Source organism: Paenibacillus sp. JT22N12 (genome assembly GCF_056269365.1).
The window spans coordinates 157,281-170,051 of sequence record NZ_JBWDNU010000008.1 but is presented as its reverse complement, the minus strand read 5'-3'; the positions used below and the strand labels follow the sequence as shown (position 1 = coordinate 170,051).

The window sequence follows — 12,771 nt, the reverse complement described above, 5'->3', positions numbered from 1 at the left end:
GACCACCGGATGACTTACGATCTTTCTGCTAACGGCGCGGCTGCGGCTGGCGATCCGGGTAATGTCCGCAAATGGAAGGAGGAGCTGACCGCTTCGCCGTACCGCTCTTATTTGTATTCCTATCCCCACAAGACAGCTTACAGCGAGCTGGAGCGGCCGATTCCGCTGTCCGGAATGTGGAAGGACGAACCGGCGGAGACGTTCTTCCTCTATATGCATATCCCGTTCTGCGGCGCGCGCTGCGGTTTTTGCAATTTGTTCACGCTGCCGGATAAACGCCAATCGGCGCATGAGCAGTATGTGGACGCGCTGGAGCGCCAGGCACGGCAGTGGGCACCGCTTGTGAAGCATAAGCCGTTCGCAAGATTTGCCATTGGCGGCGGAACGCCTACGCTGCTTGCGCCCGCGCTGCTGAAGCGCCTGTTCGCGATCGCCGGGGACACGATGGGACTCGATTCGTCTCAGGCGTCGATTTCGGTTGAAGCCTCTCCCGAGACGGTGACGGAGGAAAGGCTGCATATCCTGAAGGGAAACCGGGTTGACCGGGTCAGCATGGGAATTCAAAGCTTCGTGGAGTCTGAGGCTGCCGCGATCTACAGGCCGCAGATGCCGGAGGAAGCCGAGCGGGCTGCGGAGCTGCTGAAGCAGTTTGGGTTTCCGATTCTTAATCTTGACCTGATCTATGGATTGCCGGGGCAGACGCTCGATTCCTGGATGTATTCACTGGGGCGCGCGATTTCCTACAAACCGGAAGAGATCTTTATTTACCCGCTCTACACGCGGGAGCATACCATCGTAAAGCCGGAGCAGATCAGGCAAAGCGGCGCCGACAACCGTCTGGCCTACTATGAAGCGGCGCGCAGCCGCCTGCTTGCCGAAGGCTATGCGCAGTATTCCATGCGCAGATTTGCCCGCAGCGGCGCGCTTGCCGGCAAATCGCTGCTGCCTTACGGCTGCCAGGAAGAAGGCATGGTCGGACTCGGCTGCGGCGCCCGCTCATACACACGGAGCGTTCACTATGCCTCGCGGTACGGCGTCAGCCGCAGTGCGACAGCGAGTATTATCGCCGATTATGTAGCTGCAGAGCGGTATGATACGGCCAATTACGGATTTGTGCTCAATGAATCCGAGCAGAAGCGCCGTTTCCTGTTAAAGGCGATTCTGCATGCGGAGGGCTTGCCGGTCGCGGATTATGCGCAGCGGTTCGGAAGTGAAGTGCTGGATGACCATCCCGAGCTGCAGCTGCTGGTTGATAGCCGATTAGGTCAGCTGCAGGATGGCATCCTGCAGTTGACGGGTGAAGGCCTGGCCTACTCCGACGCCATCGGAGACTGGCTGATCTCACCGGAGGTGCGCCAGCGGATGGAAGGATTTGTTCTGGCATGAAGGCGACGCTGTATTTTCGGGGCAGCCTGACCTCCTGCAATTATGACTGCCCCTATTGTCCGTTCAGCAAAAATAAGGATAATGCGCATACCCTTGCCAAGGACCGCCGTCAGGTGGAGGAGTTTGTAGAATGGGCGGGGAATCAGAAGGGGAATGGACACCGGCTGTCGGTGTTTTTTAATCCTTATGGCGAAGCTCTCACCCACAGCTGGTACCATCGGGCGATGATTGAGCTGTCGTATATGGAGCATGTCGACAAGGTAGCCATTCAGACAAATCTGTCAGCGAAGCTGGATTGGACGGAATCGCTCAATCCGCAGAAGGCGGCCTTCTGGGCTACTTATCATCCCGGACAAACCGCGCAGATCCAGTTTGTCCAGCAGTCCGGGCAGCTTCGCAAGCGCGGTATACCGCACAGCATCGGCACGGTGGGGGTGAAGAGCGCCTTTGCGGAGATTTCGTCGCTGCGCCGCGTCATTCCATCCGACACCTATTTGTGGGTGAATGCGTTCAAGGATAAGCCGGATTATTATTCGGAGACGGATATCGCTTTCCTCACCGGAATCGATCCGCATTTTCAGCTGAACGCTGTGGATTATGAGAGTGCGGGCAGAGCCTGCAATGCGGGCTATGATGTCTTTTATGTTCAGGGTGCGGGACTGGTGAAACGCTGCTATAAGGACCGTCAGGTCATCGGGCATCTATACCGCGACGGACTGGAAGGACTGTCGAAGCAGAGGAACTGCAAAATGTCATGCTGCGACTGCTATATCGGCTATATCCATATGCCGGAATTAAAGCTGGACCGGCTGTACGGCGAGAGCATCCTGGAAAGGATAGCCGTAAGCCGTCCTTAGCGAAATAGTATGGAAACAGGAAGCTCCCCGCCGCAATGCAGGGAGCTTCCTGTCTTCCTGTTTCCATTCTAATACGAAGCGATGGAGCGTTTCTGTCTGATTTTTCGGGCAATTACGCCGTGTCGGGGAGAGAACAGCAGGGCGATCAGGAACAGCACTCCCGCGGTGCAGATCATGCTTCCGGCGATGGAAGCATCCAGAAGCACCGCCGCATAATAACCGGTAACGGAGCTGACGCAGCCGATCAGTACGCTGTACACGATCATTTTGCCCAGTTTATCTGTCAGCAGATAGGCGCTCGCGGGAGGAATGACCAGCATGCCGACGACCAGGATGACACCTACGCTTTCGAAGGAAGCTACCGTGCTGACAGATACAAGACCCATCAGCAGGTAATGGAACAAGGCGACGGGGATGCCTACAGCCGCTGCCATCGTGGGATCGAAGGAACAGATTTTAAACTGCTTGTAGAACGCAGCAATGACAATGACGGTCAGGAGAAGCGCAAATCCAACGCCCCACACCGCTTTGGGACCGATATCGATGCCCCCTATTTCGAGGGTGTTCCAGGGAACATAAGCGATTTCGCCGTACAGAACACAGTCCAGATCAAGATCGATCCTGCTGGTATACATGCTGACGAGAACGACTCCGACTGCGAAGAGGGCGGTGAACACGACCCCGATGGAAGCGTCGGACTGCACACCGCTCTGCTGAAACAATTGAATCAGGAAAACGGTGATCAGGCCAAGCGCCGCAGCTCCAAGCAGCATGAATAAGGAATCCCGCGATCCGCTGACCAGAAAGGCGATGACGATACCCGGAAGAACGGAGTGGCTGATGGCGTCTCCAATCATGGCCATCCGCCTGAGTACGAGAAAGCAGCCAACAATGCCGCAGGTACTGGCTACGAGCATGCCGGTAAGCAGAATCCAAAATGTGCTCATCGTTATTTGTTCCTCCCTTCCAGCCCGAGAGCGGCATCCTCGCGTCTTACTTTACCCCGGACAGCAACAAATACCAGCAGCTTGGATATAATGCCCCTGCGGGGAGCCGCCAATAACGAAATGACGAATAATAAAGTGGCTGCAAGAACAACCAAAGGACCGGTTGGCAGCTGGTTGACATTGGCACTGACGAATGTGCCCGCCAGGCCGCTGAATGCGCCGAACAGACCGGCGAGGATGACCATAACACCAAGACGCTCGGTCCAATACCTGGCGGAGACGGCAGGGGTAATGAGCAGGGCTGCCATCAGCACGACGCCCACCGCCTGAATACCGACCACCACAGCGACTACAATAAGCAGCATCAGGAACTGGTCAAGCCAGGCGACGGGATAGCCAAGTCCCCGGGCAAAATCGGGATCGAAGCTCATGAGCTTGAACTCCTTGAACAGGAGCGAGCAGATCCCGATCAATGCGAAGGAGATCACGGTCATGGTAATGACATCGGATTGCATCATGGATGCGGCCTGGCCGAACAGGAAAGTATCGAGTCCGCTCTGGTTGCCGCTCCCACTGTGCTGGATTCTTGTAAGCAGTACGATTCCGAAGCCGAAAAATACCGAGAGCACGATGGCCAGAGCCGCATCCTGTTTTATCCGGGTGTGGCGGGTAATATAGCTGATGCCGAAGGTAGCCAATACGCCGGCGGCTGCGGCACCGATCAGGAAGAACAGGATGGACTTCGATCCGCTCAGCATAAAAGCGATGCAAACGCCGGGAAGCGCCGCGTGAGACAAGGCATCTCCCATCAGCGCCTGCTTGCGCAAATAGGCGAAGCTGCCGATGACGCCGCTTCCCAGTCCAAGCAGCATACAGCCGAAGAGAATCCATTGGGTATTGGGATCGAGAAATATATTAAACCAATCCAGCATGTCATTCACCTCAGTTCAGCATAAGTGCTGGCTCGTCATTCTGTTTAAGCATGGTTAACCTTCCGCCATAGGTTTCCTGCAGCTTGTCGGCCGTGAACGTTTCCTCCACCGGACCGTAAGCGATGATCTGTTCATTCAAAAGCATGACCGAATCAAAATATTCCTTGACGGTTGCCAGATCATGATGGACGACAAGGACGGTCTTGCCCTGATTCTTGAGCTCATTCAGCAGCGTAATGATGGCTTGCTCGGTGGCTGCATCCACCCCCACGAACGGCTCATCCATGACGTACAGCCTGGCGTCCTGCGCCAGCGCGCGGGCCAGGAATACGCGCTGCTGCTGCCCGCCTGAGAGCTGGCTGATCTGCCTGCCGGCATAATCGGTCATATCGACTTTGGCCAGACATTCCATAGCCAGCTGCCGCTCGGCTTTTCCGGGACGTCTGAACCAGCCCAGATGCCCGTAACGTCCCATCATGACCACATCCAGCGCGTTAGTTGGGAAATCCCAGTCTACCGAACCTCTCTGAGGGACATAGCCGACCAGTCTCCGCTGCTCGGAATAGGGCTTTCCATAGATGGCCACATCGCCGCTGAGACGGGGGATCAGGCCCAGCGCCGCTTTGATCAGGGTGGATTTGCCCGCTCCGTTGGGGCCAACGATACCAATCAGGCTTCCTTCGGTCACTTCAAAGGAAATGCTTCTGAGGACAGGCTTTTTCTGATATGCGACGGACATGTTATGGATAGTCAATGGCATGAGATGCATAATGGCAGATCTCCTCTACGATATTTATTTGAGCGCATTTACAATGGTTTCCACATTGTGGCGGACCATGCCGATATAGGTGCCTTCCGCAGTGCCTTCCTCTCCCATTGCATCAGAGAACAATTGGCCTCCGTTATGAATGAGATGTCCTTTTTGACTGGCTCCCTCAATAACGGCGTCGATTGCTTTGCGGGAGACGCTGGATTCAATGAACACAGCCTTGATTTTGTTCGCCACCAAATAATCGCGCAGATCGGTCACATCCTTCGTCCCGGGCTCTGAAGCGGTGCTGATGCCCTGCAGCCCCATCACCTTAATGTTGTACGCATCCCCAAAATAGCCGAATGCGTCATGAGCCGTAACAAGCACGCGGCTTTCCTCCGGAATGGAGCTGATCTTCTCGGCTGTCTCCTGATGAAGCTGTTCCAGTTGGCTGAGATACGCGTCGGCATTGGCGCGGTAAGCCGCTTCGTGCTCGCCGTCATATTTGATCAAGGTATCCCGGACGGTTTCCGTGGCCTCCATCCAATGTCTGACATCAAACCAGATATGGGGATCGAACTCTGTTCCGGTCTGATTGCCGCCTCTTAGCCTTGCGCGGTCAATACCGTCCGAAACAGCGACAATCGTTCGTTTCTTGGCCATTTTCTCGAGAATCTCGGTCATTTTCCCTTCCAGATGCAGGCCGTTGTAGAAGACGATATCTGCTTTATCCAGCTTGTTGATATCTCCCTGGGAGGCTTTGTATAGATGCGGGTCGACACCGGATTTCATAAGCCCTGTGACCTGGACATGCTCACCGCCTACCTGTCTGACAATATCGGCAATCATGCCGATGGTGGTCGTCACTTTCAAAGCCCCTTTCTCTCCGGATGCTGAAGTCGCCGCCGGATCGCTGCCGCCGCAAGCGGAAATGACAGCGATTGTGAACAAAGCCAGCATCGTGAGTATGAGCCGCTGCAGCGCCCGTTTTAATCTTGGATTCATCCATTTCTTCATCATTCAGACTCCTTTGGTATTTTTGTGATGAGGTGCTTCATGGTGGCGGATAGGAAGCGGGAAGGGTGTGCGGGAAAGCAAACTTCTTTCTTTTTGGCAAATAACTTTACCTGATGCAACTTTTATTCCAAAAAAAATGTCGGACCGGTTTGTTTCCTTTTCTCTATAATATTATCCTATACCAAATTAATTGCCTGTACAACAAAAATTTGTATAGGTGCAAAAATCATGAAACTTTTTGTTTGCGAAATTCTGTTAAAATATTCTGTTGACAGATAGCTTAAAATCATATATCTTTAATTCAAGATAATTAATTAAAAGATATCGACGGGGGTGAGGTGAGATGACAAGGAAGCTGGATGAGGAGCATCAGGCATCGCTGAAATTGTTCGTTGTTCTGTCCAAGGCCTACAGGGCTGTTATGGACAGGGCGGTGAAGGATATGAAGCAGCAGGGTCTTTCTCCTTCGGAATTTACCATTCTCGAAGTGCTGTATACCAAGGGGAGAATTCCGCTGCAGCAGATCGGGGAGAAGATTCTTGTTACCAGCGGCAGCATCACGTACAACATTGACAAGCTGGAGAAGAAGGCGCTGCTCAGACGCGTCCCGTGCGAGACGGACCGAAGAGTGATATTTGCCGAAATCACGGAAGCGGGTAATAAGCTGTTTGACCGTATTTTTCCCAATCATGCCGATACCATTCATGCCGCGATGCGCGCATTGTCCCTCGAAGAGAAGCAGGAAACAATTGAAATCATCAAGAAGCTGGGCAAGGGGGCTTCGGAATAAGCGGTTCAAGAGTCAAGTTAAATTTTTTTTGATCAATATCTTTAATTAAAGATTATTAAAATCAAACTATATCGGAGGGTATTTTATCATGACTGCACTTGGTTTGTTACTAGTTCGTTTGGTTGTCGGATTGTTGTTTGTCGGCCACGGGGCCCAAAAATTGTTTGGCTGGTTTGGCGGCTACGGTCCGAAAGGAACGGGAGGCTGGATGGAGTCTATCGGAATTAAGCCGGGTATCATGATGGCGGTATTGGCCGGACTTATGGAGCTGGTCGGCGGACTGCTTCTGGCTTCGGGCCTGTTTACACCGGTTGCCGGATTACTTATTGTTCTTGTCCTGCTAGGCGCCACCTTCAAGGTTCACATCAAGAACGGGCTGTGGATAACGGCAGACGGTTACGAATATCCGCTGGTCCTGATATCCGTTGTAGTAGCCTTGGCCTTGATCGGCGCAGGTCCTTATTCCATTGATGCATGGATCAATTAATTCATATACTATTCATAATAGAGGAGTGTACGGGTCATGAATTCATTTACAGAGCTTGCAAACGCCAGAAGATCCGCTATGAAGTTTATTCCGGAAGTGAAAATCGGCAATGAGGAAATCGAGGATATTCTTCATGTCGTCAAGTCTGCTCCATCAGCCTTCAATTTGCAGCATACCCGTTATCTTGTTGTCCGTGAACCCGAATTAGTAAGCGGAATCTATGAAGCAGCCAACAAGCAGTATAAGGTCAAATCGGCATCGGCCGTTGTCATTGTGCTGGGCGATAAGGACGCGTATCAGGAAATTGGGAATATTAATGAGGGATTGCTCAATCTGGGCGTAATGAACAAGCAGGAATATGACATGACGGTAAACACGGTATTGAGCTTCTATGAATCGGGCGGAGAAGCCCTCAGGCGGGATGAAGCCATCCGCAGCGCGAGTCTGTCGGCCATGCTGTTCATGCTCAGCGCCAAGGATAAGGGTTGGGACACATGCCCGATGATAGGCTTTGATCCAGGCATGCTGAAGAAGGCTCTGCAAATTCCGGACCGGTACGTGCCCGTCATGATGGTGACGATCGGCAAAGAGGACACGTCAAGACAGCGGCCGCGCGGCTACCGGAAGCCACTTGGAGAATTTGTCAGCTACGACAGACTGTAAGAAATCATTGTCTCATCTACTTAAAAAAATCGAAAACAGGGAGCTGGTACACATGTCACTGCAAACAACCGGAATTCACCATATTACCGCTTTTGCCCGCAATCCGCAGGAAAACGTCGATTTCTATGCCGGTGTGCTGGGTTTGAGACTGGTCAAAAAAACGATAAACTTTGATGCGCCTGAGGTATATCATCTGTATTTCGGCAATGAAACGGGAAGTCCAGGCACGATCATTACTTTCTTCCCATGGCCCGCATCGCGGAAAGGCCGTGTAGGCGGCGGCCAGGTCGGAATTACGACATTTGCTGTACCAGAGGGAACGCTCGGCTTCTGGGAAGCGCGTCTGAGCAGCTTCAAAATACCGGTCACCCACGCTTCCCGGTTTGGCGAATCATTTCTTCAGTTTACCGATCATGAAGGGATGCGTCTGGAGCTCGTTGAACGCAGCGAGGGAGCCGCAAGCACCTGGTCCTTCGGCGGCATACCTGCAGATCATGCGATCAAAGGCTTCGGCGGCGCTGTTCTGTTCAGCACGGATGCGGCAAAAACAATGGAGGTTCTGGAGCATGTGCTTGGTTTGGCCAGAGAAGCCGAGGATGCCGGCTATGTCCGTTTCCGGGCCACGGGGGATACCGGTAGTGTGGTGGACATCCCCAGCGGTGATCTGGAGTGGGGAGCAGGCGGTGCGGGAACCGTGCATCATATCGCATGGCGTGCGGCAGACTTTGCCCAGCACGAGCAGTGGCGCAGTACCGTCGCAGAACATGGCTACCAGCCAACCGCCATTATTGACCGGCAGTATTTCAATGCGATTTACTTCCGCGAGAGCGGGGGCATCCTGTTCGAGATCGCAACCGATCCTCCAGGCTTTGCCAATGATGAAGAGGCCGACGCCCTGGGCCATCAATTGATGCTGCCGGAATGGCTGGAGTCCAAACGCCCGCAGATCGAAGCGAATTTACTGCCCATTCAGGTGAGAGAGTTGGAGGTGAACTAAATGATGCATCATATTTTTGAGCAGGGAACGCGCCGAGATGCGCCAACATTGGTGCTTTTTCACGGGACCGGAGGCACCGAGCGTGATCTGATTCCGCTGGCCAGGCGGATTTCTCCCGAATCATCCGTGCTCAGTCTGCGGGGGAATGTGCTGGAGAATGGGATGCCAAGGTTTTTCAAACGTCTGGCGGAAGGCGTGTTTGATATTGAAGATCTGATCTTCCGGACGCAGGAGGTCAAGGCATTCCTCGATCAGTCTACCAGTCAATACGAGCTGGACCCCCGCAATCTGGTGGCCATCGGTTATTCCAACGGGGCGAATATTGCCGGCAGCCTGCTGTTTCATTATGCGGATGCTTTCAAAGGGGCTGTTCTCCACCATCCTATGGTTCCTATCAGGGATATCACACTGCCGGCTTTGTTGGGGACGCAGGTATTTATTGGAGCGGGCAGCAATGATCCGCTTTGTTCTCCAGGCGAAACGGAAGAGCTGGAGCAGCTCCTGAGCGGTGCTGGCGCTTCGGTAACCCTGCACTGGGAGCGCGCCGGACATCAGCTGACGGCATCCGAGGTTGATGCCGCCGCCGCTTGGTTCAAGGAGAAATTCGGGCAGCAATAATCGCATGACGCCCTTGACATAAATTGAAAATCAGATTACTCTGTAATTCAGAGTGATCTGATTTTTTTATTTAATAGGAGGCTGGTGTCTTGCAAAACGCTGTTGAGCTCCGTCAGGTTCACAAACAATATGGCTCTCATCCCGCCGTTCACGACATGACATTGCATATCCGCATGGGCGAGGTCTTTGGAATTGTAGGTCCCAACGGGGCCGGAAAAACAACCTTGATTGAAATGATCGAGGGGCTGCGTACAGCCGACAGCGGGGATATTATCGTGCTGGGCCTGGATGTGCGCAGGCAGGCCAAAGCGATCAAACAGCGGATCGGCGTGCTGCTGCAGTCTACCTCCATTCCGGACAAAGCTAAGGTCAGAGAAGTACTCGCCTTGTTCTCCTCCTTCTATCCGAGCCCCATGGATCAGGGGCAGCTCAGCCGATTTCTGAATCTGGAGGATAAAATGAACGAGACGGTCAAGTCCCTGTCTGGCGGATGGAAGCAGCGGGTATCGCTGGCGCTGGCGCTGATCAACAATCCGGACATTGTCTTTCTCGATGAGCCGAGCATGGGACTGGATCCCAATGCCAGAAACGAAATGTGGGCCATGATTCACCGCATGAAGCAGGAAGGCCGCACGATTGTGGTAACGACCCATTATATGGAGGAAGCGCAGACGCTATGCGACCGGGTCGCGGTTATTAATCAGGGCCGTCTGATTGCTGTCGATACCCCCAGAAAACTGATTGCCACGCTTGGCGGAACGAGGCGGATCAGCTTCAAAGCCGCCAATCAAATGAGCAAAGAGGCTCTTGAAGCATTGGCGGGCGTTGTCAGCCTGGAATGGGGGGGCGATTATGCCGGGCTGAATTCGAATGACATGGATCAAACGCTTAAAGGACTGTTTCAGCTGGCTGCCTATGAGGGCTGGACCGTCAGCGAGCTCAGGCTCGAAGACGGCTCGATGAATGAGGTTTTCACCCAATTAACCGACCAAGGGAAGAAGGTGTCCGTATGAATGCAGTGCTGCGACTGATTTCTTTCGATTTTCGGCTGTATCTGAGAGATTGGCTGACGATCTTCTGGGTGCTGGTCTATCCTGTGCTCATGCTGGTCATCTTCGGCTCCATGTTCGGCAATCAACCGGGACTGACCGAGGGCAGCCGGTATATAGATTTTTATGTGCCTGCGCTTTGCGCTATGAATGTTCTCTCCGTCTCCGTCTTTACGCTCAATATCAACATCCTCATGCAGCGGGAGAAGGGAATTCTCCGGCGGTACCGGGTAAGTCCAATCGCAGCCCCCGCCGTTCTTGCCTCACATGCCGTACAGGGAGTTTTTCTGATAGTGGCAGGGGCTCTGGAAATCATTATTATTGCCAAGCTCATATGGGGAATAGCCGTATCATGGCCTGCCCTGCTGCTCTTGCTGGTTTGTCTGCTGTTTGGCTGCATCGGCTTCTTCAGCCTGGGGTTTGCCCTGTCGGGGCTTACCAATACGCCTGGTGCGGCGAGCGGCATCGCGATGGTCTTCTTTTTCCCGATGCTCTTCCTGTCCGGGATCGCAATGCCTCTGGATATCTTTCCGGCATTCATGCAGCGAATCAGCGACTGGATCCCCATGACTTATTTCGTCCAACTGGTCCAGGGTGTCTGGCATGGTCAGGGTCTGTCCGCTTTTGGGATGGAGTTTGCCGTGATGGGCGGATTTGCCGTCGTTATGGTCATACTTGCCTTTCTGCTGTTTAGATGGGAAAATTAAGGGATGAAATGATTTTCACGAAAAAAGCTTCAAGCAGGGGAGTTGTAGCAATGGCCTCACACGAGCCGCAGCAGGCATTAGAGGATATCGATTTTATTAAACGGCTGATTGCGAGAAACCAGAGCAAGCTCGCCAGTTCCATACCGTATATGTTCATATGGGGCACCTATCTGATGATCGGTTTTATCGGCATGCAGTTCAATCAGACATGGTGGCCGATATGGTATTGGTCGATTGCAGCCGTCCTCGGCGGGCTCCTGTCCGCGTTGACAGGGATCCGGCAGTCCCGCAGAGGACTGTTTGCGAAGGATGGAGGCGCTATCGGTTGGATGTTCTGGCTGCCTTTTCTCGTTATCCTGGCAGCTGGTTCTATCATGATGGCGGCGGACATCATTCGCATGGAGTATGCGGCCTTCTTCTGGTTCATGCTCGTCGGGATCGCCTATGTTTCGATGGGGCCGCTGGCGGGAAAAGGCCCCGTCATTCTTGGAATCTGGTTCGTTGTGCTGTCCATGCTGACCCGGCTGTTTCTGGTGGATTACCAGTATCTCGTGTTCGGATTATTGGGCGGAGGGAGTATTCTCGCAACCGGATTCATCCTGCAGCAGCGGAGGAGGAAGCATGGGTGAGAATATACTGGGAGCGATTGACGAGACGATTCATGCCAAGGTGCGTCTGGGCATTATGAGCCTGCTCACGGTCCATGGGGAGTGCGATTTTGTATTCCTGCGCAATGAGCTGCAGCTGACCGAGGGGAATCTGGGCAATCATATCCGGGTGCTGGAGGAAGCGGGCTATATTGAAGTGACCAAAACCTTTGTCGGCAAACGTCCCAAGACCAGCTGCAAATCAACCGATCTCGGGACCGGGATGTTCCAGCAGTATCTGGAGGGTCTGGAGAAGATCATCCGTATGGCGCAATCCGGCAAGCCGGAGCTGTGATTAGGAAGGAAACAGGAATAAATAATCCGGGATAAAGCGTTTTCATTTTTCATATAGTAAGATAAAATGGAGATTACAGGAGTGAGCAAGCCGGCAGACCAGCCAGCGGGATGGACAAATTTTATATAGGGAGAGGAAATCGATGAGAATTGTAGTCGAACAGCCTGCAGCCCAGTGGTACAAGAGAGAAATGGCTCTAACCGAGGGTGACTTCTTGAAATTGTTTGTTCGTCTTGGCGGGAGCGGCAGCGTCCAGCCCGGCTTCTCGCTTGGCGTGACCCGGGATACCCCAAGGAATCTTGGGCTTCATTATTCAGTGGAGGGCATCATTTTCTATATGGAAGAAGACAATCTCTGGTACCTCGACAATAAGGAGCTGCACATTAGCTATGATGAGCAGCAGGACGATATCCGGATTGAAATCCAGTGATTCACCACCCGTCATAAATAAAATTTGCTGAGCATATAGATGGTATCGGGAGACGTCAATGAAGGAAGAAGCACAGCTTGAGCTGTCAGAGGACGGCTTGGAGCCATTTTTTCTTTGAGAGGAGAAGCCGGCATCGAAGGAGCATTACCGTAAGCAATGGAGGGAATGAAATGAGTCTGGAACTGCTCATTCAGCTAC

16 protein-coding genes are annotated in these 12,771 nt (G+C 53.1%); 12 read left to right on the top strand and 4 right to left on the bottom strand.

The window, feature by feature from the left end:
* The first annotated feature begins 9 nt into the window (after positions 1-9).
* Positions 10-1,386 (top strand): STM4012 family radical SAM protein, encoded by a 1,377-nt coding sequence (locus AC0YOA_RS25985; RefSeq protein ID WP_475789090.1) that lies wholly within the window; start codon positions 10-12, stop codon positions 1,384-1,386.
* Positions 1,383-2,243, top strand: coding sequence for an STM4011 family radical SAM protein (locus AC0YOA_RS25980; protein WP_475789089.1), 861 nt, complete (start codon positions 1,383-1,385; stop codon positions 2,241-2,243). Before AC0YOA_RS25985 ends, AC0YOA_RS25980 begins: the two co-directional genes overlap by 4 nt.
* Before the next feature lie 68 nt (positions 2,244-2,311).
* Here AC0YOA_RS25980 and AC0YOA_RS25975 read toward each other — a convergent pair whose 3' ends face one another.
* Genes AC0YOA_RS25975 through AC0YOA_RS25960 form a run of 4 tightly spaced genes read right to left on the bottom strand, consistent with a single transcriptional unit; the run spans position 2,312 to position 5,878 of the window.
* Entirely contained in the window at positions 2,312-3,190 is an 879-nt protein-coding gene (locus tag AC0YOA_RS25975) for a metal ABC transporter permease (RefSeq protein WP_475789088.1), read from the bottom strand.
* 2 nt (positions 3,191-3,192) lie between these two features.
* Positions 3,193-4,122 (bottom strand): metal ABC transporter permease, encoded by a 930-nt coding sequence (locus AC0YOA_RS25970; protein WP_475789087.1) that lies wholly within the window; start codon positions 4,120-4,122, stop codon positions 3,193-3,195.
* A gap of 10 nt (positions 4,123-4,132) precedes the next feature.
* Positions 4,133-4,891: a metal ABC transporter ATP-binding protein gene (locus tag AC0YOA_RS25965; RefSeq protein WP_210039864.1), complete on the bottom strand. Its 759-nt coding sequence runs from the start codon at positions 4,889-4,891 to the stop codon at positions 4,133-4,135.
* Between the two features lie 24 nt (positions 4,892-4,915).
* Entirely contained in the window at positions 4,916-5,878 is a 963-nt protein-coding gene (locus AC0YOA_RS25960; protein ID WP_475789189.1) for a metal ABC transporter solute-binding protein, Zn/Mn family, read from the bottom strand.
* Positions 5,879-6,233: 355 nt separating this feature from the next.
* Between AC0YOA_RS25960 and AC0YOA_RS25955 the strand changes: the two genes are divergently transcribed.
* From AC0YOA_RS25955 to AC0YOA_RS25910, 10 genes are all read left to right on the top strand, one after another.
* Positions 6,234-6,680, top strand: coding sequence for a MarR family winged helix-turn-helix transcriptional regulator (locus tag AC0YOA_RS25955; RefSeq protein WP_475789086.1), 447 nt, complete (start codon positions 6,234-6,236; stop codon positions 6,678-6,680).
* A gap of 88 nt (positions 6,681-6,768) precedes the next feature.
* A complete protein-coding gene (locus AC0YOA_RS25950; RefSeq protein ID WP_475789085.1) occupies positions 6,769-7,167 on the top strand; it encodes a DoxX family protein in 399 nt (132 codons plus the stop codon).
* Positions 7,168-7,203: 36 nt separating this feature from the next.
* A complete protein-coding gene (locus AC0YOA_RS25945; RefSeq protein ID WP_475789084.1) occupies positions 7,204-7,830 on the top strand; it encodes a nitroreductase family protein in 627 nt (208 codons plus the stop codon).
* A 52-nt stretch (positions 7,831-7,882) separates the two neighbouring features.
* Positions 7,883-8,827 carry a ring-cleaving dioxygenase gene (locus AC0YOA_RS25940; RefSeq protein WP_475789083.1) on the top strand — a complete coding sequence of 315 codons (945 nt, stop codon included), beginning with the start codon at positions 7,883-7,885 and terminating at the stop codon, positions 8,825-8,827.
* A gap of 3 nt (positions 8,828-8,830) precedes the next feature.
* Positions 8,831-9,445: an alpha/beta hydrolase gene (locus tag AC0YOA_RS25935; protein ID WP_475789188.1), complete on the top strand. Its 615-nt coding sequence runs from the start codon at positions 8,831-8,833 to the stop codon at positions 9,443-9,445.
* Positions 9,446-9,534: 89 nt separating this feature from the next.
* Complete coding sequence (locus tag AC0YOA_RS25930) at positions 9,535-10,458, top strand: ABC transporter ATP-binding protein (protein ID WP_475789082.1); 924 nt, start codon at positions 9,535-9,537, stop codon at positions 10,456-10,458.
* Positions 10,455-11,201: an ABC transporter permease gene (locus AC0YOA_RS25925; protein ID WP_210039870.1), complete on the top strand. Its 747-nt coding sequence runs from the start codon at positions 10,455-10,457 to the stop codon at positions 11,199-11,201. The genes AC0YOA_RS25930 and AC0YOA_RS25925 overlap by 4 nt, the downstream gene beginning before the upstream one ends.
* A 50-nt stretch (positions 11,202-11,251) precedes the next feature.
* Positions 11,252-11,830: a hypothetical protein gene (locus AC0YOA_RS25920; RefSeq protein ID WP_475789081.1), complete on the top strand. Its 579-nt coding sequence runs from the start codon at positions 11,252-11,254 to the stop codon at positions 11,828-11,830.
* Complete coding sequence (locus AC0YOA_RS25915; protein ID WP_210039872.1) at positions 11,823-12,143, top strand: winged helix-turn-helix domain-containing protein; 321 nt, start codon at positions 11,823-11,825, stop codon at positions 12,141-12,143. The genes AC0YOA_RS25920 and AC0YOA_RS25915 overlap by 8 nt, the downstream gene beginning before the upstream one ends.
* 142 nt (positions 12,144-12,285) lie before the next feature.
* A complete protein-coding gene (locus tag AC0YOA_RS25910) occupies positions 12,286-12,573 on the top strand; it encodes a HesB/YadR/YfhF family protein (protein WP_210039873.1) in 288 nt (95 codons plus the stop codon).
* The last annotated feature ends 198 nt before the right edge of the window (positions 12,574-12,771 follow it).

What these genes read in the sequence shown, in the direction of transcription:
- AC0YOA_RS25985 (WP_475789090.1), top strand. Translation starts at nt 10, where the DNA reads ATGACTTACGATCTTTCTGCTAACGGCGCGGCTGCGGCTGGCGATCCG.
- AC0YOA_RS25980 (WP_475789089.1), top strand. Translation starts at nt 1,383, where the DNA reads ATGAAGGCGACGCTGTATTTTCGGGGCAGCCTGACCTCCTGCAATTAT.
- AC0YOA_RS25960 (WP_475789189.1), bottom strand. Translation starts at nt 5,878, where the DNA reads ATGAATCCAAGATTAAAACGGGCGCTGCAGCGGCTCATACTCACGATG.
- AC0YOA_RS25945 (WP_475789084.1), top strand. Translation starts at nt 7,204, where the DNA reads ATGAATTCATTTACAGAGCTTGCAAACGCCAGAAGATCCGCTATGAAG.
- AC0YOA_RS25915 (WP_210039872.1), top strand. Translation starts at nt 11,823, where the DNA reads ATGGGTGAGAATATACTGGGAGCGATTGACGAGACGATTCATGCCAAG.
- AC0YOA_RS25965 (WP_210039864.1), bottom strand. Translation starts at nt 4,891, where the DNA reads ATGCATCTCATGCCATTGACTATCCATAACATGTCCGTCGCATATCAG.
- AC0YOA_RS25975 (WP_475789088.1), bottom strand. Translation starts at nt 3,190, where the DNA reads ATGAGCACATTTTGGATTCTGCTTACCGGCATGCTCGTAGCCAGTACC.
- AC0YOA_RS25970 (WP_475789087.1), bottom strand. Translation starts at nt 4,122, where the DNA reads ATGCTGGATTGGTTTAATATATTTCTCGATCCCAATACCCAATGGATT.
- AC0YOA_RS25955 (WP_475789086.1), top strand. Translation starts at nt 6,234, where the DNA reads ATGACAAGGAAGCTGGATGAGGAGCATCAGGCATCGCTGAAATTGTTC.
- AC0YOA_RS25925 (WP_210039870.1), top strand. Translation starts at nt 10,455, where the DNA reads ATGAATGCAGTGCTGCGACTGATTTCTTTCGATTTTCGGCTGTATCTG.
- AC0YOA_RS25935 (WP_475789188.1), top strand. Translation starts at nt 8,831, where the DNA reads ATGCATCATATTTTTGAGCAGGGAACGCGCCGAGATGCGCCAACATTG.
- AC0YOA_RS25920 (WP_475789081.1), top strand. Translation starts at nt 11,252, where the DNA reads ATGGCCTCACACGAGCCGCAGCAGGCATTAGAGGATATCGATTTTATT.
- AC0YOA_RS25910 (WP_210039873.1), top strand. Translation starts at nt 12,286, where the DNA reads ATGAGAATTGTAGTCGAACAGCCTGCAGCCCAGTGGTACAAGAGAGAA.
- AC0YOA_RS25950 (WP_475789085.1), top strand. Translation starts at nt 6,769, where the DNA reads ATGACTGCACTTGGTTTGTTACTAGTTCGTTTGGTTGTCGGATTGTTG.
- AC0YOA_RS25940 (WP_475789083.1), top strand. Translation starts at nt 7,883, where the DNA reads ATGTCACTGCAAACAACCGGAATTCACCATATTACCGCTTTTGCCCGC.